Raw genomic sequence first — 24657 nt, forward strand, 5'->3', positions numbered from 1 at the left:
AGGAAATAAAAATAAGGTTCAATATGATGCTGGAGAATAGAAAAAAGCACGGAATGAACCGTGCTTGATAACTAAGTCTGTTGAAATATATTTATTCTGATAGAAATTGCCTTTCAATTTCTATCAGAATGTATTAGTTTTATTTCTTTTTGATAATTGCAGCAAAGCCACCGCCTTTAGCCATTTTAAAGGTTAGCTTATCTGTGTTACTTATCTCCTTTTCTGTTTGAACAGCGTTAGCCGGATTTTCGTTGGCATCAGCTGCATCTTCAAAAAGAGTGGCTTTGTATTTTCCTTCGTCTAAAAAGCTAAAATCGATGGTTAATTCACGCTCGTCAGCATCAGTCATACTTCCAATGTACCATAGGTCTCCAGCTTTACGAGCAACGGTAAGATAATTACCAACCGATGCGTTTAGTACTTTTGTTTCGTCCCAGGTGGTTGGAATACTCTTAAGGAAGTAAAGGCCCACGCCGGTTTTATATCTGTCAGGAGAATCGCAAAAAACAGTGAAGGCACTTTCGTAAACAACAGGCATTGCCAATTGATGACATCGGGTTGACATCACCATTGGTGCCAGGTCTTTGGCTTTATCTTCAGTTACAAACTGATCGGGTCTGACATTATTAAACGACACCGGAGTGTAATCCATTTCTCCTAAAAGTCCACGCGTAAACGGAAGTGTAACATTGTGCTCTGGAGTAACATCATGGCTCCACTTGTTGTATTCGTTACCCATTACGCCTTCGCGGGTAATCAGGTTTGGATAAGTACGACTTACGCCTGTTGGCTTGTAGGCTCCATGAAAATCAACTACTAAATGATGTTCGGCTGCTTTTTTAACCAGTTTATGATAGTAGTTTACCATCTCCTGATCCTGACGATCCATAAAATCGATTTTAATACCGGCAACGCCCCATTTCTCATATAAAGCCAGAGCTTCGTCCATTTGCTTGTTCATGGATTTCCAATGACCCCACAAAATTATTTTCACATTTTTAGACGCTGCATACTTTACCAGTTCTTCAATGTTAATACCATCAATACAAGTAGTAATATCCACATCGGGGTTGGCATCTCCATCGGGTCCGAATGGTTCTCCGTACCATTGCCAGTCAACAATCTGGTATTGCCATCCCATTTCTGAAGCAAAATCGATGTAATACTTCATGGTTTCCTGGTTTGGCCCTAATACAAAGTCGGCACTCGGAGCATATTTATTACTCCACCACCAGTCCCAGGCCGATGCTCCAGGCTGAATCCACGATACATCATCATAAGTTACCGGATCGTTTAAATTGGCAATTAAATCAGATTCAATTAAGTCGCCAGCTGTATTCCCAAGCATAATGGTGCGCCAAGGCGAAAGGGCAGGAGTCTCACGAATCACACAAAGTGTGCTGTCTTTGGGAAGTGGAGCTAAATCGGTAACGATTGTATTGGGCTTCGTTTCATCCAATCGAAGGAAAGCACCAGCCCAATCAGTAAGATTAGCTTCGGTAATTACTGCATAGTTTTGGTTTGATGTTTCAACCAATAAAGGCATGGCAATTAGTTGTTGAGCTTGAATATCGCTCAATTTACCTTTAGGAAAAGGTTGCTCCTGCGAGGATTTATAGTTTTTGTAATCTGCTGCCCAAACTGTATAATCATCAGCAAAAGAAAATTGAGTTTTTTCCTGAGTTAACTCAATTTTCGTTAAAGCATCTTGTTTTGGAAAACCATATCGAATACCAACTCCATCGTTATAGGCACGAACATATAGATCGATTATAACATTGCTTTTAATCTCCTTTAGTTGTAGTTGTAACTCGTTATAATGATCGCTTACCGTTTTGCGTTTACCCCAAACATGTTCCCAAGTGTTGTTTGCTGCTGTTTTTGTTAGCGAAATAATTTCAAAGTTATCAAGCTTATCAAATCCTTTTAAAGTAATGTCAATTTCAGAATTTGTAAGTAGGGTATCTTCATTATAAACAACAGAATATTGTAAACCATTTTCGCTATTTACGATGGTTTTAATGGTGCCACCGGGCGAAGTTACTTCACTTTGTTTTGTTGTCTGACATGAATAAAATAATAGTGCCGAAAGACTTAATAAAGGCAAATATCTTTGCGTTATTTTGGAAAGAACTAATTTCATATAAGCTTGAATTTCTTAAGGATGAGAATTTATATTTCGATTTAAAAATAGATCGAGATAAACTCTTATCCAAAAGAATATAATGTATTATTCAATCAAATACCGATGAAATTACTTTCCGATCTCCAATTGCGCTAGATCAATATCACCCTCGAGCACCATTATCCCATATACCGGAACACCTGTGTGCAGAACTTTATCGCTTATTTCGTGACTTACCAAATCTTCAGCCAGATCTTTGTTGGCTTGTTTTCGTACTTTATTATCGTCTTCAGCTATTTGCGACGAAATAGTAGATTCATCATTTTGACTAAATCCGTATTCGTCATACACTTCTTCAGGTGGCCAAATAGCTTTTTCGATTAATGTAAAAGGTAAAGCAAGCCATCCTGAGGCTTTTGACTTCTGACGGGCTTTGTGAGCCACCCATTGATTGCGGACGGGTGTTATCTTTTGGCCTTTGTAATAGTATTTAAGTTGATATCCTTTTGTGAATTCTAAACTGGCATTGGTGACTTTAAATCCTACAAAAGTATAATGTTTGCGTTTGGCCCATCGTTGGAGTCGTTTGTTACACGATTCTTTCAGTAGGTCTTTGAAGTAACCGTAGTATAAACTGTCGGTTTCGTTAAATTGATAGGTATCAATATTTCCTATTGATAATTCAGGAATGACTTTGTGCTCAACAGCGCAACTGGCCAATAATAAGGCTAGAGTTAAGATCAAAAAGGTTAGTTTCATACTCTTATCTGACAATCTTTAAAGAGTATGCACTTATGAATAAATTTTAATAAAACGAATTAATAATTGTAATGATTTATAACTTAGAATGATTGCGTAACAATTATGGGTGCAGATTAAGATCTCTTAACTTAATCAAATCAATAAAAAACTGTATTTTTGCAGGCTAATTGCAATTTTTTACCAATCGATGCAAAAGAAGAAAGTAGTTATAGGTTTATCAGGTGGTGTAGATTCGAGTGTGGCCGCTTACGTACTAAAAGAGCAAGGGTATGAAGTTATCGGGCTGTTTATGAAGAACTGGCACGATACTACCGGTGTGTTAAAAGCTGATTGTCCGTGGTTGGATGATAAGTTTGATGCACAGGCTGTGGCTATGAAGTTGGGAATTCCTTTTCACATGGTTGATTTGAGCGATCATTATCGTAAACGCGTAGTGGATTATATGTTTGCCGAATATGAAAAAGGACGTACTCCAAACCCTGATGTTCTTTGTAATCGCGAGATTAAGTTCGATGTATTTTTGGATAAAGCATTGGAGTTGGGGGCTGATTATGTGGCTACCGGACATTATTGTCGTAAAGAAACCATTATGGTTGATGGCAAAGAAGTACATCGATTATTGGCCGGAAGTGATGATAATAAAGATCAAAGCTACTTTTTGTGTCAGTTGAGTCAAAAGCAATTATCAAAAGCAATGTTTCCGATTGGTGATATTATTAAGCCTGAAGTTCGACGTATCGCCAATGAATTGAAACTGGTTACAGCACATAAAAAGGACTCACAGGGAATCTGTTTTGTGGGAAAGGTTGACTTACCTGTTTTTCTGCAACAAAAGCTTGAACCAAAACAAGGACGTGTATTCAATATTGATGCACACAGTGAGTTGTTTGTTCGTGATTGGTCAAAAGCAGATGGAGATAACCCAACTGATGAAGATTTGATGGAATTGTCACAACCATATGCTTTCCATCCCAAATATGGAAAGAAAATTGGCGAACATAACGGAGCCCATTTTTATACCATTGGTCAGCGTAAAGGATTGAATATTGGAGGATTTGCCGAGCCTTTGTTTATCATTGGTACCAATGTGGATTTCAATCAGGTATATACCGGTATGGGTAAACAACACCCGGGTTTGTTCCGTAAAGTACTTCGAGTTAATGCTGATGAAATTCACTGGGTACGCGAAGATTTAAAGATGAAAGTGGGAGAGACGCGTCGTTTAAAATTGCGAATTCGCTATCGTCAGCCATTACAAACAGGAGTATTACATCGTCGAGAAGCAGGAATGTTTTTGGTGTTTGATCAACCTCAACGCGGAATAACCGCTGGTCAGTTTGCTTCGTGGTACGACGAAGATGAGTTGATTGGTTCAGGAGTGATTAGCTAATCAAGGCAAAAGTTGAGTGTTGACTTTGGTACATTGATATCTGTTAGGTAAAAGTTTCATAGAATAATAATCCCGGAGGGATGTTTGTATTAGCATAGTACGTAAGTGCTATGTTAATTATGGAATGTTTTATTTTCACAATTCGTTAGCTAAACGATTTAAAAAATTAGCAGTTAAACATTAAAGATCAATCTATGAAATCATATAATCCGGAAATGCACACTGCCGAACATGTTTTGAATCGAACAATGGTAAATATGTTTGGTTGCGATCGTTCTTTCTCTAATCATCTTGAAAAGAAGAAATCGAAATGTGATTATCATTTTGATCGTGCTTTAACTACCGAAGAAGAGCAAGCCATTGAAGCAAAGGTGAATGAGATTCTGGCGCAACATGTCGATGTGAAAGGGTACGATATCTCTCGGGAAGAGGCTCAAGCTAACTTTAAATTAGATCGATTGCCTGAAGAAGCAGGTGAAGAATTACGTGTAGTTACTGTTGGCGATTACGATGAATGTCTATGTATTGGTGAGCATGTTGCAAATACAAAAGAAGTTGGCGAGTTTAAGTTGGGCTCGACCAGCTTTGAAAATGGTGTTTTACGAATTCGTTTTAAGCTGAAGAGACCTTAAATTAATCAAGGAAAAAGGGTAAAGGCAAAAGTTAAAAGTGATTCTTCTATTCAACAATTTATCAATTTTCAATTGACAATGTTGTGATTTGTCAAATTGTTTAATTATTGAGTCAAATGGCTATCAACTAAACTACTTAACAAATTAGCAATTAAACATTTAAAAAAGTGTCAGCTGACTATCTGTCTCTGGTTGATAAAACTGCATTTTAGTTGGAATATTATACTTTTTGCAGGCATCCTGAAACGTTTTTTGTAATTTTTTACCATTGGGTGATCCGCAACCATATTGATCGCCAAAAGTTGCAATATATTTATCTTTTAAGCCCGGAAATTCTTGATCTAATTTAGCGTAGAAATACTCGCGCTGTCCCTCACGAATGGTCATTCCCATGGAGGCAATAATATAAGCTGCATTGCTGTTGGCTGCCATTTCAACTAACTGTGTAATGTTTTCTACTGAATCATTAATAAAAGGAAGAATGGGCATTAAAGTAATGCCTGCATAAATACCTGCTTCCCGGAGTTGTTTCAAAGCATTGAATCTTTCACTAGACGATGGGGCATGGGGTTCAATTCTTTTTGCCAGATCATCATCGGAAGTGGTGATTGTGATACTAACTGCAGCATAGACCTTACTAATTTCCTTCAATAGGTCGATATCGCGTGTAACCAAAGTGCCTTTTGTGATGATATGAACCGGAAATTTGTGAAGAGCTACAATCTCCAAGGCTTTACGGGTCAATTGTTGTTTTGCTTCAATTGGCATGTAACAATCATTCATTGAACCAAAGCTGATGGTGCCTCGTTTCTTTTTCGATCTTAACTCTTTATGAAGTAATTCAAGAGCGTTCCCTTTTATTTGAATATGATCAAAGTTCTGAATTTGGTAGCAAGAACTTCGCGAATCGCAATAGATACATCCATGCGAGCAACCTCTGAATAAATTCAGATTATAACTATTCCCAAACCAAGTGTCAGGTCGTTTAACGGTACCTAAGATGGTTTTGGACTGAATAAATTCGCTCATTAATAAACTTAGTCTTGCTTAAACATGCTGGGATAAATAAACCATTCTGGTTTTCCTTCGCGGGCATTTACATCACTCCAGTTCTCAGCATCAAATGTAATAGCAGTAGCTGCACAAGTAGGAAAATGATAATAATCTCCATCACTCAGATTCATGGCAATCATGGCTATTTCCGGGTTATGCCCAACTACCATTATTGTTTCATGTTGGTTGAATTTCTCCAGAAAAGTCAGGAATTCGGTAGTTGTATAGCCATCATATATAAAACGTTGATAATCTATCTGCTCAGTATCAAAATCAATGTGTTTAGCAATGTGTTTAGCCGTTTGTTTGGCTCGCTTAGCTGAACTCGATAAAATGTAATCAGGAAAAGCATTCATTTTTATCAGCTTTTCTGAAATTATCTCACTGTCTTTAAAACCGCGAGGTTTTAATTCGCGTTGATAATCAGTTTTAGTACTACCGTAATCTAATTGCTCTGTTTTAGCATGCCTGACGAATATTAATCGCTTCATTATTTTAAGGTTTCGGTTTTGTTTTTAAGATGGATTTCTTTACTGGCCTGATCCTTATCCAAAAGATATTGATACGTGCTTACCTGCGCCCGCAAAGGAGGTCGGTCACTAGGATCTAAAACATTTTCGAGGTTGGCATCAATACGTCGAACCTTAACATTATCGTTTAACTGCATTTCCAGAATATCAAGAATCTCGTTTTTTAATTCTTCTTTTTCTATTGGAAAAGCTGTTTCAATGCGTCGGTTGATATTACGGTTAAGCCAGTCGGCAGAAGATAAAAACATTTCAGTCTTACCATCGTTTCCGAAAACCCAGATACGCGGATGTTCGAGAAAGCTATCCACTAATCGCAAAACTCTTATGTTTTTACTATAACTCTTATCGGGCACTAAACAGCAAATACCTCGTACTATTAAATCAATTTTTACACCTGCTTTACTTGCTTCATAAAGCTTGTTGATAAGATTTTTGTTTTGAATGCCATTCATCTTAAGAAGGATATAGCCTTTCTTTCCATCCTGGGCTAATTCAATCTCTTTATTTATCCGGTCCATGATGTTTTTTCGCAGATTGATTTTGGTAACCAAAAGCTTATTCATCTCAGGTTTATGCTTCTGATTTTCCAGATAATCAAAAAGATTCTCCATGTCATCCAGGTATTCATCATTACAGGTGAAGAAACCATGGTCGGTATATAAGCGAGCTGTTTTTTCATTGAAGTTACCTGTACTTAGGTATGCAAATGAACGCTTTCTAACACCATTTACCCGTCGCAGAACAAGAGCCATTTTGGCATGCACCTTTAAGCCCGGTATGCTATAGATAATTTTAATACCTGCCTGTTCCATCTGGTGGGCAAAGTAAAGGTTATTCTCTTCGTCGAACCTGGCTTTAACTTCAACAAAAACTGTTACTTTCTTCTTATTATGCGCAGCTGCAATTAAAGCACTAACCACCTCAGAGTTATTGGCTACACGATATTGCGTTAACTTTATTTCTTCTACTTTGGAGTCAGTAGCTGCTTCGTGTAAGAACTGAATAACGTATTGAAACGAATGATAAGGATAATGTAAAACACGTTCTTTTCTCTTAATAGCCTCAAACATCGATCCGGCTTCCTCTAGTTCAAACGGATGAATAGGTTTGGGAGCTTTCCAAACTAAATGAGGAGCATGGTATGTTGGGAAGTTAAAGAAATCATGCGAGTTTAAATAGGTACCGGTTGGAACCAACTCGTTGGAGTTAATCCCGAACATATCCTGCAAATAATGTAATAAATCGATAGCTATGTTTCTATCGTGCAAAAATCCGGCTGGTTTACCAATTTTTCGTTTAGCCAGATTTTCTTTGATGCGTTCAATTAAATCGCCACCAAATTCATCTTCAATGCCTAAATCAGCATCCCGCGCCAGTTTAATTCCCCAACTTCCAACCACATCAAAACCCGGAAACAGCTCCTGCAAGTTATACCTGATTACATCATCCAGAAAAACAATATGATGTTGGGTATCTACCTTTGGCAGCTCAATAAAACGCGGAGCATCACTGGTGGGAAGTTTAATTAAGGCATAACGGGGTTTTCGGTTTTTCTTTAAAGCGTCGTTTTTCGTTTTCTTAAACAGTTTAATAGCCAGGTATAATCGGTTATCGCGCAAGAAAGTACGCGTACCCTTATTCAACAATACAGGTTGAACATATGGAGTTAGTTCGTTATCAAAATAGTGTTGTATATATTTTAAATGACTTGGATCATTAGGGTAACTCTTATAATGAAGTATAAGTCCATTCAGATGCATCTGTGGCAGAATAGCTTCTTTTAATATCTGACTAAACTCGATCCAGTGTTGCGAAACTGTTGAATTAATCTGTTCAAGTGTTTTTTCAGCATTAGGAATATCGGGGAAACTCTTGGGGTCAGCTGCGGCATTACGGTATTCAGCCACACGAACTTTATAAAATTCATCCAGATTATTTGAGTAGATAGCCATGAATTTAAGTCGCTCAAATAATGGAAGGTTGTCATCCTTAGCTTCTTCCAATACTCGATGGTTAAACGATAGCCAACTGATATCACGGTTGAAAAACTGTTGGGTCATATTTACTAAACTTGGTGGGTTATAAATTTATAAAAAATGCCCTATTTTTAGGCATTCTTTGTGGTCTATTTAAATTATAAAATGAAAAGAATTGGTCTTTTATCTGATACTCACTCTTATTTTGACGCACGTTTTAAAGAATTGTTCAAAGATGTGGATGAAATATGGCATGCAGGAGATTTAGGTGATATAAAGGTGCTGGATGAAATGAGAAACTTTAAACCGGTGAGAGCAATTTGGGGTAATATTGATGGTAATAATATCAGGCAGGAATTGAATGAGGTACTTGAGTTTAGCTGTGAAGATGTTTCTGTGTATATGATCCATATAGGCGGATATCCCGGAAAATATGAAAAGCATGTGAAGGCTGATTTAATTCGCAAAAAGCCTCAGATTTTTGTGTCGGGTCACTCACATATCTTAAAAGTGATGTATGATAAAACTCTGGATGTTCTTCATTTAAATCCGGGGGCTGCTGGTCGATCGGGATTTCATTCTGTTCGTACAGCTCTTCGCTTCACCATCGATGGAAAAGAAATTAAAGATATGGAGGTGATAGAATTAGGACCCAAAAGGGTTTAAAAGCTAATAGCTGTCAGCTAATGGCTATTAGCTTAAAAATTATTGACGAAGTAATTTTAGAGATAAAACATTAGAGTCAGTAAGATTAAGTTTTAACAGGCTGTTGTCGCTCGCTCGTACAGGACAAATATCAATACCACCTCGGCGGGTGTAAATACATGCCACCATTAATTCTTCAGGCTTAAACAGGTTCCATAAACGAGTGTAAATCATTTCGCATATTTCTTCATGAAAATGGTTTTCGTTGCGAATAGAAACCAGGTATTGAAGCAAGCTCATCTTCTCAGGAGTTGATTCACCTTTTATATAGATGTACGCTGAACCCCAATCGGGCTGATTGGTTATTTTGCAGTTGCTGCGTAAAAGATGCGTTGCTGCTTTTAATTCTGTACCAGAAGAAGGTTGCAGAAGTTCAGGATCTTCATTAAAGGCAGTGAAATTAAGATCAACTGCTTCTGAATCATCTTCCAATAAGTTAAAGTCTGCGAAATCAAAAGGTGAATGAGAATTCAAGTTATTAAAAAACGATACCGTAACATTGGTTTGTAAGCAATTGTCAAGGTCTTTTTTTATGGTATCCATTACCATTTTAATCCCCTCGAGTGGAGTGTTTCCATAACGCTCCATGTTAAAGGAATTCAGGTACAATTTCAACGATTTGCTTTCAACCAAAAACTCATTATCCGACGGATAAACCAACTTTAAGAGACCTGTAACCGGAAGACCTTTTTTAGTGAGAAAACTTAATTCATAGGCATGCCACACATCTAATCCCACAAAAGGGAGATTGTTTTCAACCAATTCATATTGCTCGCGATTTAATTGGCGCGGAACAGCCACCAACATTTCGGGTGCATATTGTTGTGGGTAGGTAACTTGTTTGCCTAAAAATTTAGCCTCATGCATAATTGTTAATGGTTATTTGTTAATTATTAAGTTTAGTTTTCGAAGTTTTAAGTATGGAGGTGATTAGCTTTAATAGTTCGGTAGCCTTATAATGAAGTTCAATAAAAAGACTATTGGATAAATGTTGTGTCGCTTCCAATAGCTCAAGCCAATATAGTGTTTCGTTCGTTTCTTTTTGAGCAATGCTGAATTTATGAATAAAGTCTTTTTTGCTTTCAGCATGTTCAGCTTCTCTTACTAAAGCACCAATGGCTGATCCTGATCTAATAACTTGTTTTGTTATAATAAATTCTTTTTGCTCAGTTTGAATGTTTCTACAAGTATTAACTATATCAACAGCAAAAGCAAAGCTCTTTTCTTTAATTATATTCTTCATCATAATTAAGTTTGATTATATCTCAAATTATCAATTATAATCAGAAGAATCAAACTAGAAATTAACAATTAATCATTAATAACTATTATACTCCTTGTTTTGATCCAAATAAATCGATATGAACCCGTGGGCTGTAACGCCAGCCATTGTCAATAGACATTTCTAGTACCATCGGGGCTGATAGAGCTATTTCTTCGCGCGTAGCACCTAATGGCATTAATAAAATATCGTTTGAATTATAGTTGGAAAGCTGTTGTAAGTAATCGGCCTTTATTTCCTTGTAATCCTCGTGTTTACCAACCACAAATTTCAGTTGTAATTCTTTATCCGATTGGTTGCATATATCGATATAAGCTTGCAAAGCATTTACATTACGACGACGATCAGCGTGGAATTTAAACGGACCAGACTCTTTCAGATTGTATGAAGCCAGCTTATCGGCATTGGGTTCTGAATTACTTAGTTTTGGCGAAATACTAAATAAATCAATCCATTGAGCCAGTTCTTCGTCATATAAAGTACCATTACTTTCGATGGTGATATGAAGGTTCAGTTCTTCTTTAATCTTTTTGCAAAGTTCGGTTAATGGCTTTTTTTGAAGCAAGGGTTCACCACCCGTTACCACAACATGCTTTACTGTTCCCAAATTGTATTTTAACCATTGAAAAACTTCATTCACTTCCATTTCGATGGTTTTATCCGGATGAAATGAGGCATAAGTAGTGTCGCAACGGCAATAACTGCCATCTTCCATTTGCCAGATGCAGCGTAAGTTACAACTCGATAAGCGAATGAAAAGTGAGGGTACACCGGCTAACTTTCCTTCTCCTTGAATAGTTCCCGGCATTAGTAAACCTGTTTGTGGTTTATCAGCTATCGGTTGACCATTCTTATCATTCACCACCGGAAAAACACCCTCGTTGGCTAGAACCAATTTACTCATATATAAAAATCTTCTACTACTATTTAATGTTAATTGGGGCGGTACTTATAATGATGTATCAATCACATCGGCTTCGGCAAAAGCTTTGGCTCGTAATAAGCAACTGTCGCAGGTATCACAAGGTTTTTCTCCTCCGTTGTAGCAACTCCATGTTAAGCCAAAATCAACCCCTAATTCAACACCCAGCTTAATCTCTTCAGCCTTGGTCATGTTAATAAATGGAGCATGTATTTTAATAGGTTGATTTTTTTCAGCTCCCATCACGGTACCCAGATTGATGGTTTTTTCCATGCTATCGATAAATTCCTGACGGCAATCCACGTAACCCGAATAATCAACCTGACTTACTCCAATAAAGATATCCTGCGCACCAATTGCTTCAGCATATGATGCTGCTACCGATAAAAATACCATGTTACGCGCCGGTACATATGTAACTGGGATGTCGGTACGTTCAACATCACCTTTTTCAATACTCATTTTTTTATCGGTAAGCGAGGAGCCACCCCATTGATCGAGTTTTAAAGTTACCACACGGTGGTCTGCTACACCCGCTTTACGAGCTACCAGTTTGGCAGAATCTAATTCGCGATTATGACGCTGTCCGTATTCAAACGAAATGGCATGCACTTCTTTGGCTTCTTTAAGGGCAAGATGTAGAGCAACGCTAGAATCTAAACCTCCCGATAATAATACAATGGCTTTATCCATAATCTTAGTTTTGGTATAAATGCAAATCGGAAAGTTGAAAATGAAGGTAATGCACCATAGGTGCTCAACAAGAGATATTGCACAGTATTCTATGCAAGGTCCTAGTTTTTTTTACCGACAGGATGGTTACGAACTGTCCGATTTAAATTAAATCGATGCAAAGATAGGAAAAGTTTTGTGTATTGGTTGTTAGTGAATCAGTAAGGAGTGCTAAAAAATGTGAAGTAAAGAGGTTAGGTGAGTCGTTTGTTAAGAACGTTACAGGTTGAAAATGACTATATCTATACCAAACTGTATGAAATATATCATTCTTTTAGGTGAATAATGTCAGTATTTTAGCGACTTAAACATAAATACACAACTAAAAAATGACACGTATTATTAAACCTTTTTTATTGGCTTTGCTTACGCTGTGTACTGTATTGCCAATGAAAGCTCAAACGGAGCGTAGTGAGATTGATGATAAGTATAAATGGGATTTAACACCTGTATATGAATCAGATGATGTATGGGAACAGAAATTGGAAGACTTTAAGACGGAGATGCGAAAAGTTTCGGAGTTTAAAGATAAACTTGGCAACTCAGCTTCCGATCTATTAGCTTATCTTACTTTTTCTGATAAGTTGATGAAAGAAGGATATCGTTTATACATATACGCTTCATTAAAGTCAGATATGGATTTACGAGAAATGGATAATCTGGCTCGTACCAAAAAAATCCGTGAGGTTTTTATCAGTTTTGGTCAGTTAGCTTCTTTTGTATCTCCTGAATTAGCGGCTATTCCTGATGAAACTATCCAAAAGTTTTTAAAAGAGGAACCTAAGTTGGGAATTCACCGAATGGATCTGGAGGATATCTCACGAATGAAAATGCATACGCTTTCCGACCTTGAAGAAGCATTGATGGCAAAAACCGGAATGATTACCGGAACAGCTGGTTCGGCTTATAATGTTTTTAGTAATGCTGAGATGCCATGGGAGAACATGACGCTAAGCAACGGTGAAGAGATTGAATTGAACCGCACTGAGTTTAGTGTTATACGTGCTGCTGCCGACAGAGCAGACAGACAAAATGCTACGAAAGTATACTGGGATAACTACCTGAAGTTTGAAGGTACTTATGGTGAGCTTTTAAATGGTAATGTAAAGGTGGATGTTTTTAGTGCCAAAGCACGTAATTATGAGTCTTCATTAGAAGCGGCACTTAAACCCAATAATATTCCTGTAGAGGTTTATCATTCATTGGTTGAAAATGTTAATAAGAATCTTCCAACGTTTCATCGTTACCTGAAGTTAAAACAACGCATGTTAGGTGTTGATACTTTACGATATTCAGATATCTATGCTCCAACGGTAAAAGGTGTTGAGTTGAAATATACTTATGATGAAGCTCAGGAATTGATTTTAAAAGCTTTTAAGCCACTTGGGAAAGAGTATGTAAATGTTGTGGAACAAGCTTTTGATAACCGTTGGATTGATGTTTATCCAAACACAGGTAAAAGAAGTGGAGCCTACTCCAATGGTGCTGCGTATGACGTACATCCGTACATATTATTGAATTACACCGATTCATATAATGAGGTAAGTACATTGGCTCATGAGTTAGGTCATACTATGCATAGTTACTATTCAAACAAAACACAACCTTTTGCAACTGCTAACTATGCCACTTTTGTAGCTGAGGTAGCTTCTACTTTCAATGAGGTATTATTGAATGATATGATGCAAAAGAAATTAAAAGATGATGATTTAAAATTGTCACTTTTAATGAGCATGTTGGATGGTTTTAAAGGAACTTTATTCCGTCAGACACAGTTTGCTGAGTTTGAATTAAAGATTCATGAAATGGCCGAGCAAGGTGTGCCATTAACAGGTCAGCAACTTACTGAATTGTATGGTGACATCTGTCGTAAATATTATGGCCACGATAAAAATGTATGTAAAGTAGAAGATAACATTGGTATTGAATGGGCAGCTATTCCTCACTTTTATATGGGATTCTATGTGTATCAATATAGTACTTCGTTTGTTGCTTCTCAGGCTTTAGCTTCAAAAGTATTAGCTGGAGAAAAAGGAGCGAAAGAAAAATACATGGAATTTATTTCAGCCGGAGGATCGGACTTCCCGATTGAAATACTTAAAAATGCAGGAGTTGATATGACAACTTCTGAGCCATTTGAACAAGCTATTGCTGCCATGAATGATTTGATGGATCAAATAGAAATGATTTTGGATAAGCAATAAAGCATTACAACTAATCTGGAAAAGGTAGAAAGGTTTAGGCTCTCGGGTCTAAGCCTTTTTTTATGCCTTAAAAACAATAATGTATAAACATTGTATGTAGTTGCCTACAAAAATGTAGGATGAGAGAATGTTCGTATATTTAATTGTAGTTTTAAATGGCATTATATCAGTGATATGATGGTTGGTTTTGTGAGCTTGAATAACTGGGGCACGTTATCTGTGGAGTAGATAACGGTTGATAAAGCCTGATATTGAAATTATCGAATACTATTAAAGCATTACCTATGATTAGCGGAAATGAAAATCTATTGTATATAGCAGAAGCATACCCTCAATTGATTAGTGAGTTTGAAAAGCAAGGCCTGGGTAATTATTTTAAGAGCGAGAATCTTAATAAGATTGGAAAATTTATCAAACTAAACACTGTATTATCTTCTCACAAAATTAATCCGGTTCTTTTTATAGAATCACTAAATAAGCAACTGGAAAATCAAACTGATCAAAATGTATTAGTTGAAACAGATTTGGGTAGCCTGGATTTCTCAGCCATGTTACCATGCGGACTTCGTAATCCTTTTAAAGAATATTGTGAGTCTTATTTTGCCAGTTATCCAACTTTATTTAGCGAATTAAAAATGCTTATAGAAGGCAATGTAAACCATGAACTATCCTATTATCCACTTTTGGATAGTATAGAAGATGTTGATGAATTGCCCGATGTTATTATGGCATCTGATATCAATAATTTCTTTCATAAGCCTTTTGTCGAAAGGTTTATCGAAAAAGGTGCGTTTGAAGCTTATCAGCCATACCATTTAAATCCTTATCTGGAAAAAGTAGAATATTCCGACCCTTTAGGATATTACACCATGTTTACAGCCAATATGTTGGTAATGGTTGTGGATAAAAAACAGTTAGGTGATAGGAAAATGCCTGAGAGATGGTCGGATTTGCTTGCTCCTGAATTTGAAAATAGCATTATTATGCGTGGCGAGGATGATTTCTTTTGTAATGCGGTTCTACTTCCTTTTTATAAAGATCATGGAATGGAAGCTATCGGTAAACTGGCTAAAAATATTAGGAAAGGAATGCATCCGGCTGAGATGGTCAAGGCCGCCAATAAAAAAGATGGAGGAGAAGCAGCTGTCTATATCATGCCTTGGTTCTTCTCAAAAAGATTGAAAAATGATGAGGTAGAAGTTGTGTGGCCAACAGACGGAGCAATTGCTAGTCCTGTATTTTTGCTGGTAAAAAAAGGAAAAGCTGAAGAAAAAGATGCCTTGTTAAACTTTCTGATGAGTAAAGAAACAGGCGAGTTATTGCGCGATCGTTTTTTCCCTTCAACACATCCTGATTGTAATAATAATCACTTACACGATGAAGTGAAATGGTTAGGTTGGGATTTCCTTCGTAATCATGATGTGGGGAAGCTAAAAGAGGATATTAGAGAGAATTTTATGCAAGTATGGAATAAAAAATAACCACCATGCTAACAAAACTTATAACAGTATCCGGACCTCCATCATCAGGAAAAACCTCAGTTATTATAAAAATGATTGAGAGTTTACCTCAGTTAAAAGAGAAGTGTGGGGTAATAAAATTTGATTGCCTAAGTGCATTGGATGAGGAGCATTATGCAAAAAATGGTATTACTGCTCAAACAGGTTTGGCGGGTAATTTATGTCCCGATCATTATTTTGTTTCTAACATCGAATCTTGTTTTGTATGGGCTCGCGATAAAGACTTTAAAGTTTTGGTAACCGAAAGTGCCGGACTGTGTAACCGATGTGCACCTCACCTAAAAGAAGTACTAGCTGTTTGTGTTTTGGATAATTTAAGTGGTATCAATACTCCGCTTAAAACCGGCCCTATGGTTAAAATGGCCGATGTGGTTGTGGTTACCAAAAGCGATTTGGTATCGCAGGCCGAAAGGGAAGTTTTTCGATTTAAAATACAGCAGGTAAATTCGAAGTGTAGGGTTTTATTTATTAATGGTATCACCGGACAGGGAGCTGATCGGTTGGCAAAACTGGTGGTAAATGCCAATGCTTTTGAAACAACCGAAAATCTTAAGTTGCGTTTCTCGATGCCGGCAGCATTGTGTTCGTATTGCCTTGGTGAGACACGTGTTGGAGAGGATTTTCAGATTGGGTTAAACCGAAAAATTAAGTTGTAGCAATGAGTGATTGTTTATCAAAATCAATAATGATACTTCAGAAAGAATATCCGATGGTAGCAGATTTCCTATCATCCTTTAACCTGAAACCAGAAGATGATAGTAAGAATTTTACTGAGATTGTTAATGAATTACCTGCATCTTATTTCGAAGATCAGGCTACTGATGCAGATCAATTGTTTGAGTTATTCCAAGAGTTTATTAATGGTTTGGAAGATACTCAAACGGTACAATCAATTGATAGTTTGGAGGTGTTAGCAGGCAAGGATAAAAGCGGAAATTCAGAATCGTGCAACCTGAATTTAATTCCCGGTGAAATAACTTGTATCGTAGGACCTACAGGATCAGGTAAAAGTCGATTATTGGCAGATATTGAGTGGTTGGCAAATGCTGATACACCAACTGGTAGAACGGTATTGATAAACGGAGAAAAAGCAGATGACAGCAAGATAGCTCAAATGGGAGGTAAGCTAATAGCTCAGATTACTCAAAATATGAATTTTGTGCTGGATATGAGTGTAGAAGAATTCCTTAGGATGCATGCTCAAAGTCACTTTATGCTGAATGTGGAAGAAGTGATTACAGAGGTAATCAAACTAGCAAATGATCTTTCGGGAGAACCATTTCAGCCTGATACACCGGTTACTTTTTTAAGTGGTGGCCAATCCAGAGCCTTGATGATTGCCAATGTGGCTTGTGTTGGTCAGGCTCCCATTGTTTTAATTGACGAAATTGAAAATGCTGGAGTAAACAAAAAGAAGTCGCTTGATTTGCTGGTAAAGAAAGATAAAATTGTATTGATGGCTACCCACGATCCTCTTTTGATTCTTTTGGCTGATAAAAGGGTTGTGATTAAAAACGGAGGAATGCACAAAGTAATTGAAACCAATTCTATAGAACGCGATTTCTATTCTGAATTGGAGCAACTTGATAATAAATTACAACTCACAAAAGATTACTTCCGATATGGGAATGAGTTAAAGAAGGTGGGGGATATTTACTAGAAGATAACTGGACAAAGGATAGAATAGCTATTTAGTTGTGTAATCTCTTACTATTGCTTGGCATTAAATTTGCTTTGGATTGTTTTCAAAAAAAATAATCAAATAGTATCAGGAATGAAAAGCACCATTTTACTTTTTTCTTTCATTTTGTTGGCCTCATTTTTAAGCACAAGTATAGCGCAGAATAAGTCTGAAGAATTCTTTATTAAAACAGAAGATATGGAAGGCATCAGTTTTGAGGTTCAAGCATACATAGAAGATGATCAAAGAATGATTCAAATTAAATCTAACGGTTTATCTGCCGTTAATGAAAATGCTACTTTCTCTATCGATGGAAAAGTTATTAGCGCAGAAGTTGCAGACTTGAATTCGGATGGATATCCTGAACTACTCATTTTCCTTTCTTCAGAAAATAATTGTGGTGATGTTCTTGCCTATTCTGTAAATAATGGAAAGTCAATGAGTCAGGTTTATTTTCCTTCTTTAGATCTTCATGGAAATCTGGATGATGGATATGAAGGGTGTGATTCATACAAAATAGTTAATAATACACTGCAGAGAGAATTTCCTATTTACAATAGTAATCATCATACAACAGGTCAGTTACGACAGATTGAATATACATTGGTTGATGGCGAAGCGTCGCGTCATCTAATAGTAAAAAGAGTGGCAATTATCTCAGAGTGGCAATAAATGGCACTGTTTTAACGACTAGGTTGTAGTCTGTAATTTTATAGAAATGTAAAAATCAGTATTTAAACAGATATATTTGCCCTCAAACTTGATTGTTTCATGAATACAGCTTTGTATTATTTCTCGGGGACCGGTAATAGTTTAAGTGTGGCGCGTTCCATTAATAATCAACTAGAAGGAAGTGAGCTATTACCAATTGTGGGGTGCTTAAAACAGAAACCTATAAAAGTAAATGCCCAAAGAGTGGGCATTATTTTTCCTCTTCATTTTATGACTGTTCCGCGCATTGTGCGCGAGTTCTTAAAAGAAGCACAATTTGTAAATGCAGAATATATTTTTGCTGTTGTAACCGGTTTAAATCCCAAAATTGGGAATGCACTATCGCAGATTGAGAAATATCTGAATAAGGCAGGGGTAAAATTTAATGCTGGTTATTTTATTCCTATGGTGGCTGCCCATTTTCCATATGTGAAACTTTCAAAAATAAAAGAACCTCAAAAACTTTATCAGGAAGCACAGGATAAAGTATTAAAGATAAGTGAAAGTATTCTTCAGCTGAAAAACGAGTTCGATAAAGAAGCAGCTGTTTTTGGCGATCTCAAACTTCTAGTGTCAAAAAAGCAGGAACATAAAGAAAGCTTTTTGTCAGTTGGAGAGGGGTGTATACGTTGCGGATATTGCATGCAGGTTTGTCCTTTTCAGAATATCAGATTAAACGGCAAACAAGTTGAATGGCTGGATAATTGTCATCAATGTTTGGCTTGTCTGCACTTTTGCTCACGATCGGTTATAGAGTATAAAAAATTATCGATTGGCAAACCTCGAAAGCATCATCCTTCTGTTTCACTTAACGATATAGCTTTGCAGAGGCAGATTCCCTAATAAGATAGGGATCGGATCTTTATAACAAAAATGGTAATAAAGATCCGATCCTTAATATTTGATTTTTACTAGTCCCGCCAGGGACATTTGTAACAGCATAGTACTTTAGTGCTATGGCTATAAGCAATGTAAATCCAAAGCCCGAAGGGCTGTCTGTATTAATTCTTCCAATTGGCGAATTGACTTACATAGAATAATCAAATTTTTTTCAAACCGAATGCAGCGTTTTTGTATACTTGTGTATTCTATTAGCAAAACCAAGTATAGAATAACCTAATGCCCTATATCTTCAAAAGAAATAAACAAAAACGATTCGAAGCACTTTATCGAATCTATGCAAAAAACTTATATGTTTTGTCGTTGCGATATGTGGCAAATAGTTTTGATGCAGAGGAAGTAGTTCAGCGAGCTTTTATCAAGGTATTTGAAAAGTTAGATGCATTCAAAGAAGAGAATGAACAAGCCACAAAAGGCTGGTTGAACCGCATTGTTATTAATGAATCCCTTTTGTTGTTGCGAGAGCAGAAACGCATTCAGCTAAATGATGACACTACATTTAATGAACCTTTTACCGATTCGTTACCCGATACTGATTTGAGTTATAAGGAGTGCTTATCGCTGGTGCGCAATTTACCCGATGGTTACCGGGCTGTATTTAACCTATACGTTATTGAAGGATACTCACACAAGGAAATAGCTGTCATGCTGGATATTTCCGAAGCTTCTTCGCGATCGCAATTAACGCGTGCACGTGCTTATTTGCAAAAACAAATTAAACAGTTGAATTATGAAACCGAAGTCATTAGATAATATATTCAAAGAGCAGTTAGGAAATGATCCAAAGCAAGTGGATATAATTCCGTTTGATCAGGAGCGGGTATGGAATAACGTTCAAAAAGAAGTGAAACGACCTTCTATTTCCTACGGATGGGTTGCTGCTATAGCAATTGTTCTATTGTTGTCGGGATATTTTCATCTTCAGCAAAGACAAATAATAAGGAATCAACAAGGACTGATTGCAAATCAATCCCGAGATATAGTGCTTCTGAATGAAAAACAAAACAATATATTAGCCAACATCGATACCACAAAACAAGTGGTGGAGAAGAAAACGTTGATATATCAAAAAATAGAATCAGCACCTGCAATAATGCCTTCTTATAAGGTTAAAGTAGTTTCGATGATGCCGGTTTATGTAGATAAACCTGTCTATGAAGAGACCTTAATGGCCGAAAAAGAAGAATCAAATATCGAACAACTTAATCTACCGGTATATTACGAAAGTGATGAATTAGCATCTGCCAGTCAGCCTCAAGTGCGCAATAAAAGCCTGACCGGAAAAATTACTAAAATGTTAAACGATTAATCCCCCAACTTATGAAAAGAGTTGTATTTATAATGCTTCTGGTTGTTATTAGTGGAAGCGTATTTAGTCAATCGAGTCGCAAAATTAGAAATTATAAAGGTTATAGAGGTAATAATATAAAAGATACCTTACGAATCGATTATGGACAAGGTCAATCAATGGAAATCACCTATCAGTGGTTTCAGTTATTTACCGAAAGAGAGGAGTTTTTTAATCGAGTTTTTTGGGATCCAACCATCTCATTGTTTCATTTAATGGAAGAAAAAGTTGAGAAGGTACCTTTAAAAGAAGGTGTAAAGTATCATATTACTCTTCGGACAGTGAAAAATCGAAAATATGATTTGGAAAATCATATTCATGGCGCATTATCTGGCAATGAACACTCGGTTTCGCATTTAACAACCATTAGAGATAGTGTAGTTACATCTTCTGTAATGAAGCATAAAAGAAAGACAGATCAAAACCATAGACTGATAAAAGAAAAATATAAAATTAATGATTATAAGCCTGATCCAACATTATCGCCCGAAGAACAGAAAGATAGTATGAGAAAGTATGTTAATCAATTAATAGAATCTAGATATACACAAGAAACCATTCTTTCAGTAGAGGAACGTAAAGACGATGAACAGCAGCGTCAGTATAAAATTGAGAATGGTGAATTGGTTGGACAGTTACAATGGCAGCATATTATAGAATTAAAAAGTGGATATGCCACGGTTAAGCTGTATGTAAATGATTTATCGGATTTGAGTGCTTTTAATCTTGATCAACTGCATGGTTTTTTACGTAACGAAACGGCCAATTACATGCAAAACGAATATTATAAATACTTTACTTATTTGAATTATAAAGTAAAAGATGGTGATATCGTTTATAATTATTCTCCCTTTGAGAGAAGGAGGAAACGTAACAAAACCTATACTTTTGAATTAACTCCGGTGGTAGGTACTTCTTTGCAAAAAAGCCATTGGACAGCAGATGCCGGCTTGCAATATGGTCTTACTATAAATAAAGGCTTACAGGCTTCCAACAGAATTAGTGTTCGATACATGTTAAAGAGCTATGGTGATCCGTTATTAGCAGGTGCCCCGGTGAAGGTAAGTGGATTTGCAGATGCATTGTGGGATGTTAATCTGGCAGCGGATTACATAACACCTACATGGGTTGGAGCCGGTTTAGGATACATGGTGCATAACAATGGCAATTTATATGGCGACCAGACATTCAGAGTCTTTCTAAAATATCGATCGTCGCAACATTGGGGCATTCAACCCGAATTCAATTATTCAATAGATGACAAAAAAGGCTTTGTAGGAATTGGACTCTTTTTTAGTCTATAATCAGATATTAATAAATACGGACCTTAACCCTAATGCCCTTCGTGTAATACGGAGGGTATTTTTTTTGTCGGATTAGAGCTATTATACTTTATGATTTTCAGTGGGATGTTTATTACTAGTCCCGCTAGGGACGTTTGTAACAGCATAGTACTTTAGTGCTATGGCTATAAGTAATGTAAATCAAAACCCGAAGGGCTGTCTGAGTTTCTTTTAAATGATATCACTGGGAGAAGAGGACAATGCTATATCGAGTTAGGTGATACAAAAACACCCCGCTAGAGAACGAGGTGTAGTTTGATTTCTAAACGAAGGAGTAATCGTTTATTCTTTAACTAGTCCCGCCAGGGACGTTTGTAACAGCATAGTACTTTAGTGCTATGGCTATAAGTAATGTAAATCAAAAGCCTGAAGGGCTGTCTGAGTTTCTTTTAAATGATATCACTGGTAGAAGAGGACAATGCTATATCGAGTTAGGCGATACAAAGACACCTCGTTAGAGAACGAGGTGTAGTTTGATGTAAAAAATATTATAATTGAATGCGATTCAAATGTAATCCTTCTGACTGAACCGAACGGGCAAATTTAACAGCTGGTAAACCATAAACCATTATATAACCAATAGTATGATCTTCGGGAATATTAAATATGCCTTTCAATTCGGTGGCTACATGTTCCATCACCGTTTTTAAAAAGCCGTTCCAAAGAGTTCCGATACCCATAGAGTTAGCTAAAAGTTCAAAATAACTTAACGAAATAACACTGTCGGCTACACCATTACTATTGGCTGCTGATGCTGTGGCAATAATCAGGTGAGGAGCATCGCGGAAAATAACATCAATGCCTTTGGTTTCCCATACATGCTGAAAAGCACCGTACAACGATAAAGCACCGTCCAATTTACCCTCTTCCTTAGCCTTTTTAATGGCATTGTAAACGACTTCACGCACTTTATCCATTTCGGCTCTGGTGTAGGTGGCCGATAATAGAACCTGGTTTTTATTATGGCCTGTTGGAGCATACGCAGCACTTTCTATTAACTTTTGAATAGTGGCTTCTTCCACTTCTGCCTTTTTGAATTTACGCACCGAACGACGGGTTTTAATCAATCGTTCCATTTCGTCGGCCGAAGGAACTTCGTTGGTAACTGCCATGCTGTCTTCAGGATTCTTACCAAAGATAGAAAGAGCACCCGTTGGGCAAACCGCCAAACAATGCTGACATTTAATACAGTTTTTCTCTTTCCCCTCTTTAATAACAGGTATTCCGCTTTTTCCATCAATAATCAGAGAAGGACATTCTTTAGCGCATAATGAACATTGCGTACATAAGGCTTCGTCAATTTTAAAATCAAGCATGTTTAATTAGTTTGTTCAGGCCGCGAAAATAATGAAAATCTTTGAGGGGAAGGATTTAATATATGATGTCTTTACAAGTAAATTAAGAAGATTTGCTTTATACCTACTCTGAAAAAAAGTAAAACCTCTCAGTACCCATCGTCCTTTGATGACTGCGAGATTAGATTTAGTTTTAACTTACGATGGGCTTATAATGCCAAGCATCTCGAGGTATTGAGGTTGCTCAGCCATAGCAACTTTGGCAATTTCAATATAATCGGTATACCATGCCTGAAGTTGGTCAACTGCTTTGTCGCGTACTTTTTTAGCATTCTGTGCTGCACCCATTTCTTTTTTTCTGATGGCCAGTTTTTCTTCTGCCTTTTGAACCATCAGATAAGCCTCTTCCAGTTTTTCTTTAGTTCGTCCGTAATCAGCCATTCTAGCCATTGCTTCTTCGTCGGCTAGCAGGTTAGTATAAAATAACTTTGTTTGGGTGAGCCATCCCGATTGACTTCTTTTTCGCCTTCCTTGTAATTCGAGCTTTATCAAACGGTTGGTGTCGTTTTTAAAGGTAATACGGGCTACTTTTAAAAGAGGAATATATAATTTATTAGCTTCCTCAAAAGCTTGTGTTAATTCTTTGGTAGCTTCTTGTCGTTCACCATCTTCTTTTATATGATTTGAGTATTGAGTAACAGCTTCGTTTAAAATGGCGTTCCCCTCATCCAATCGATCAGAGGTATAGCCAAATTCATGCAACATAGCAGCGGCGACAGGATGATCTTTGCCGTTTTTTATGGCTACTTTAGCTTTAGTTATTAACTCATTAATTTTCTTATTCATAATTCTAGTGATTTAGTTAGGGACGAATTATTTTAATATATGCTGAATTTCTTTGATGGAGTTTCTTCTGATTTCTATTTATCTGTGAAATTTTTTGATATGTTTTATTGGCTACCTACTCTGTTCCATGATATTTAGGTTAATAACCATCAATATTTTGTTTAGAACGATGATTTTTTATTCCGTACTATTAACTTTTGATTGTGCATTGATGATTAATTAAAAAAAGATGGTACATAATGAAAAGTAAATGGGAACGAATAAAAAGAATGTAGTTACAAATGAAAATCGGGTGGGACGAAATGAGAAAATATAAATGATTGATAAATCTGTTTGTAGTAAAGGGGGATTTTCATGGTGAAATATAAAAATGTGAATAAAAAATGCTAATTATGAATTGAATATAATAAAATAATAAACATATATGTGAAATTGGGTTTTGATTTAATATATCTATAATGCGATAAAATGGTTCTATATCTAATGAGAGTATAAGAGTTAGAATGTAATAGTACGAACCAAAAAAAAAAGGGTTCAATATGAAATTGAGTGGGTGAAAATTCTCAGGTAAAAGTTAGCCCTAGATCGGCCTTGTCTGGTGAGCTATAAAGCAAGGTGAAGTTGCCGTAAAAATCGGTGCTGTTTGAGCGTAGCGAGTTCAGCGATTTTAGGCAATGAACCGTAGCTTTATGAGTGAAGC

The 24657-nt window shown here is 36.7% G+C and carries 23 protein-coding genes; 12 read left to right on the forward strand and 11 right to left on the reverse strand.

All coding sequences use genetic code 11. The annotated features are described in order from the left end of the window. Positions 1–139: 139 nt before the first annotated feature. Both KEM10_RS10105 and KEM10_RS10110 read right to left on the reverse strand, forming a co-directional pair. Positions 140–2143, reverse strand: a complete 2004-nt coding sequence (locus tag KEM10_RS10105; protein ID WP_212215863.1) for a glycoside hydrolase family 97 protein — start codon at positions 2141–2143, stop codon at positions 140–142. Between the two features lie 111 nt (positions 2144–2254). Then, positions 2255–2869: a hypothetical protein gene (locus KEM10_RS10110; protein WP_212215864.1), complete on the reverse strand. Its 615-nt coding sequence runs from the start codon at positions 2867–2869 to the stop codon at positions 2255–2257. A gap of 205 nt (positions 2870–3074) precedes the next feature. Here KEM10_RS10110 and mnmA point away from each other — a divergent pair, with 205 nt between their 5' ends. After that, positions 3075–4277 carry a tRNA 2-thiouridine(34) synthase MnmA gene (gene mnmA, locus KEM10_RS10115; RefSeq protein WP_212215865.1) on the forward strand — a complete coding sequence of 401 codons (1203 nt, stop codon included), beginning with the start codon at positions 3075–3077 and terminating at the stop codon, positions 4275–4277. Positions 4278–4471: 194 nt separating this feature from the next. Beyond that, entirely contained in the window at positions 4472–4909 is a 438-nt protein-coding gene (locus KEM10_RS10120; protein WP_244825739.1) for an alanyl-tRNA editing protein, read from the forward strand. A 159-nt stretch (positions 4910–5068) separates the two neighbouring features. Here the strand turns inward: KEM10_RS10120 and KEM10_RS10125 are convergent, their stop codons facing one another. Genes KEM10_RS10125 through ppk1 form a run of 3 tightly spaced genes read right to left on the reverse strand, consistent with a single transcriptional unit; the run spans position 5069 to position 8552 of the window. Beyond that, entirely contained in the window at positions 5069–5938 is an 870-nt protein-coding gene (locus KEM10_RS10125; protein ID WP_212215866.1) for an SPL family radical SAM protein, read from the reverse strand. Between the two features lie 8 nt (positions 5939–5946). Beyond that, positions 5947–6453 (reverse strand): SixA phosphatase family protein, encoded by a 507-nt coding sequence (locus tag KEM10_RS10130; RefSeq protein WP_212215867.1) that lies wholly within the window; start codon positions 6451–6453, stop codon positions 5947–5949. Continuing rightward, positions 6453–8552, reverse strand: coding sequence for a polyphosphate kinase 1 (gene ppk1 / locus KEM10_RS10135; RefSeq protein WP_212215868.1), 2100 nt, complete (start codon positions 8550–8552; stop codon positions 6453–6455). The genes KEM10_RS10130 and ppk1 overlap by 1 nt, the downstream gene beginning before the upstream one ends. Positions 8553–8633: 81 nt before the next feature. On the opposite strand from ppk1, the gene KEM10_RS10140 reads away from it, so the two are divergent. After that, on the forward strand, positions 8634–9134 hold the full coding sequence (locus tag KEM10_RS10140) for a metallophosphoesterase family protein (protein ID WP_212215869.1): 501 nt from the start codon (positions 8634–8636) through the stop codon (positions 9132–9134). A 39-nt stretch (positions 9135–9173) separates the two neighbouring features. Here the strand turns inward: KEM10_RS10140 and KEM10_RS10145 are convergent, their stop codons facing one another. The 4 genes from KEM10_RS10145 to queC form a co-directional block, all read right to left on the reverse strand. Continuing rightward, positions 9174–10040 (reverse strand): NADPH-dependent 7-cyano-7-deazaguanine reductase QueF, encoded by an 867-nt coding sequence (locus tag KEM10_RS10145; RefSeq protein WP_212215870.1) that lies wholly within the window; start codon positions 10038–10040, stop codon positions 9174–9176. A 19-nt stretch (positions 10041–10059) separates the two neighbouring features. Further along, complete coding sequence (locus KEM10_RS10150) at positions 10060–10416, reverse strand: four helix bundle protein (protein WP_212215871.1); 357 nt, start codon at positions 10414–10416, stop codon at positions 10060–10062. 85 nt (positions 10417–10501) lie between these two features. After that, a complete protein-coding gene (locus tag KEM10_RS10155) occupies positions 10502–11359 on the reverse strand; it encodes a 7-carboxy-7-deazaguanine synthase QueE (RefSeq protein ID WP_212215872.1) in 858 nt (285 codons plus the stop codon). Positions 11360–11404: 45 nt separating this feature from the next. Then, positions 11405–12070, reverse strand: a complete 666-nt coding sequence (queC, locus tag KEM10_RS10160; protein ID WP_212215873.1) for a 7-cyano-7-deazaguanine synthase QueC — start codon at positions 12068–12070, stop codon at positions 11405–11407. 368 nt (positions 12071–12438) lie between these two features. Between queC and pepF the strand changes: the two genes are divergently transcribed. The 9 genes from pepF to KEM10_RS10205 all read left to right on the forward strand — a co-directional run bounded on the left by pepF (position 12439) and on the right by KEM10_RS10205 (position 21777). Continuing rightward, complete coding sequence (gene pepF, locus KEM10_RS10165; RefSeq protein ID WP_212215874.1) at positions 12439–14313, forward strand: oligoendopeptidase F; 1875 nt, start codon at positions 12439–12441, stop codon at positions 14311–14313. 284 nt (positions 14314–14597) lie between these two features. After that, complete coding sequence (locus tag KEM10_RS10170) at positions 14598–15794, forward strand: ABC transporter substrate-binding protein (protein ID WP_212215875.1); 1197 nt, start codon at positions 14598–14600, stop codon at positions 15792–15794. A gap of 5 nt (positions 15795–15799) precedes the next feature. After that, the gene (locus KEM10_RS10175; RefSeq protein ID WP_212215876.1) at positions 15800–16489 is read left to right on the forward strand and encodes a GTP-binding protein; all 690 of its coding nucleotides are present in this window, start codon (positions 15800–15802) and stop codon (positions 16487–16489) included. Positions 16490–16491: 2 nt separating this feature from the next. Then, positions 16492–17493 (forward strand): ATP-binding cassette domain-containing protein, encoded by a 1002-nt coding sequence (locus tag KEM10_RS10180; protein ID WP_212215877.1) that lies wholly within the window; start codon positions 16492–16494, stop codon positions 17491–17493. 114 nt (positions 17494–17607) lie between these two features. Continuing rightward, a complete protein-coding gene (locus KEM10_RS10185) occupies positions 17608–18186 on the forward strand; it encodes a hypothetical protein (protein ID WP_212215878.1) in 579 nt (192 codons plus the stop codon). A 99-nt stretch (positions 18187–18285) separates the two neighbouring features. Beyond that, positions 18286–19068: an EFR1 family ferrodoxin gene (locus KEM10_RS10190; protein WP_212215879.1), complete on the forward strand. Its 783-nt coding sequence runs from the start codon at positions 18286–18288 to the stop codon at positions 19066–19068. A 276-nt stretch (positions 19069–19344) separates the two neighbouring features. Further along, complete coding sequence (locus KEM10_RS10195; protein ID WP_212215880.1) at positions 19345–19878, forward strand: RNA polymerase sigma factor; 534 nt, start codon at positions 19345–19347, stop codon at positions 19876–19878. Further along, on the forward strand, positions 19856–20434 hold the full coding sequence (locus KEM10_RS10200; RefSeq protein WP_212215881.1) for a hypothetical protein: 579 nt from the start codon (positions 19856–19858) through the stop codon (positions 20432–20434). The genes KEM10_RS10195 and KEM10_RS10200 overlap by 23 nt, the downstream gene beginning before the upstream one ends. Positions 20435–20445: 11 nt before the next feature. Then, positions 20446–21777: a hypothetical protein gene (locus tag KEM10_RS10205; protein WP_212215882.1), complete on the forward strand. Its 1332-nt coding sequence runs from the start codon at positions 20446–20448 to the stop codon at positions 21775–21777. A 527-nt stretch (positions 21778–22304) separates the two neighbouring features. Here the strand turns inward: KEM10_RS10205 and KEM10_RS10210 are convergent. Both KEM10_RS10210 and KEM10_RS10215 read right to left on the reverse strand, forming a co-directional pair. Then, positions 22305–23132: a nitroreductase family protein gene (locus KEM10_RS10210; protein WP_212215883.1), complete on the reverse strand. Its 828-nt coding sequence runs from the start codon at positions 23130–23132 to the stop codon at positions 22305–22307. Positions 23133–23309: 177 nt separating this feature from the next. Further along, positions 23310–23957, reverse strand: coding sequence for a hypothetical protein (locus KEM10_RS10215; RefSeq protein WP_212215884.1), 648 nt, complete (start codon positions 23955–23957; stop codon positions 23310–23312). Between the last annotated feature and the right edge of the window lie 700 nt (positions 23958–24657).

The organism is Carboxylicivirga linearis, from assembly GCF_018271995.1.
GTDB lineage: Bacteria > Bacteroidota > Bacteroidia > Bacteroidales > Marinilabiliaceae > Carboxylicivirga > Carboxylicivirga linearis.

Excerpts from the sequence above, each read along its gene's own strand:
- KEM10_RS10200 (WP_212215881.1), top strand. The coding sequence starts at position 19,856 with ATGAAACCGAAGTCATTAGATAATATATTCAAAGAGCAGTTAGGAAAT.
- KEM10_RS10210 (WP_212215883.1), bottom strand. The coding sequence starts at position 23,132 with ATGCTTGATTTTAAAATTGACGAAGCCTTATGTACGCAATGTTCATTA.
- pepF (WP_212215874.1), top strand. The coding sequence starts at position 12,439 with ATGACACGTATTATTAAACCTTTTTTATTGGCTTTGCTTACGCTGTGT.
- KEM10_RS10130 (WP_212215867.1), bottom strand. The coding sequence starts at position 6,453 with ATGAAGCGATTAATATTCGTCAGGCATGCTAAAACAGAGCAATTAGAT.
- KEM10_RS10215 (WP_212215884.1), bottom strand. The coding sequence starts at position 23,957 with ATGAATAAGAAAATTAATGAGTTAATAACTAAAGCTAAAGTAGCCATA.
- KEM10_RS10185 (WP_212215878.1), top strand. The coding sequence starts at position 17,608 with ATGAAAAGCACCATTTTACTTTTTTCTTTCATTTTGTTGGCCTCATTT.
- mnmA (WP_212215865.1), top strand. The coding sequence starts at position 3,075 with ATGCAAAAGAAGAAAGTAGTTATAGGTTTATCAGGTGGTGTAGATTCG.
- KEM10_RS10205 (WP_212215882.1), top strand. The coding sequence starts at position 20,446 with ATGAAAAGAGTTGTATTTATAATGCTTCTGGTTGTTATTAGTGGAAGC.
- KEM10_RS10175 (WP_212215876.1), top strand. The coding sequence starts at position 15,800 with ATGCTAACAAAACTTATAACAGTATCCGGACCTCCATCATCAGGAAAA.
- queC (WP_212215873.1), bottom strand. The coding sequence starts at position 12,070 with ATGGATAAAGCCATTGTATTATTATCGGGAGGTTTAGATTCTAGCGTT.
- KEM10_RS10145 (WP_212215870.1), bottom strand. The coding sequence starts at position 10,040 with ATGCATGAGGCTAAATTTTTAGGCAAACAAGTTACCTACCCACAACAA.
- KEM10_RS10190 (WP_212215879.1), top strand. The coding sequence starts at position 18,286 with ATGAATACAGCTTTGTATTATTTCTCGGGGACCGGTAATAGTTTAAGT.
- KEM10_RS10125 (WP_212215866.1), bottom strand. The coding sequence starts at position 5,938 with ATGAGCGAATTTATTCAGTCCAAAACCATCTTAGGTACCGTTAAACGA.
- KEM10_RS10105 (WP_212215863.1), bottom strand. The coding sequence starts at position 2,143 with ATGAAATTAGTTCTTTCCAAAATAACGCAAAGATATTTGCCTTTATTA.
- KEM10_RS10150 (WP_212215871.1), bottom strand. The coding sequence starts at position 10,416 with ATGAAGAATATAATTAAAGAAAAGAGCTTTGCTTTTGCTGTTGATATA.
- KEM10_RS10155 (WP_212215872.1), bottom strand. The coding sequence starts at position 11,359 with ATGAGTAAATTGGTTCTAGCCAACGAGGGTGTTTTTCCGGTGGTGAAT.
- KEM10_RS10195 (WP_212215880.1), top strand. The coding sequence starts at position 19,345 with ATGCCCTATATCTTCAAAAGAAATAAACAAAAACGATTCGAAGCACTT.
- ppk1 (WP_212215868.1), bottom strand. The coding sequence starts at position 8,552 with ATGACCCAACAGTTTTTCAACCGTGATATCAGTTGGCTATCGTTTAAC.
- KEM10_RS10170 (WP_212215875.1), top strand. The coding sequence starts at position 14,598 with ATGATTAGCGGAAATGAAAATCTATTGTATATAGCAGAAGCATACCCT.
- KEM10_RS10140 (WP_212215869.1), top strand. The coding sequence starts at position 8,634 with ATGAAAAGAATTGGTCTTTTATCTGATACTCACTCTTATTTTGACGCA.
- KEM10_RS10120 (WP_244825739.1), top strand. The coding sequence starts at position 4,472 with ATGAAATCATATAATCCGGAAATGCACACTGCCGAACATGTTTTGAAT.
- KEM10_RS10180 (WP_212215877.1), top strand. The coding sequence starts at position 16,492 with ATGAGTGATTGTTTATCAAAATCAATAATGATACTTCAGAAAGAATAT.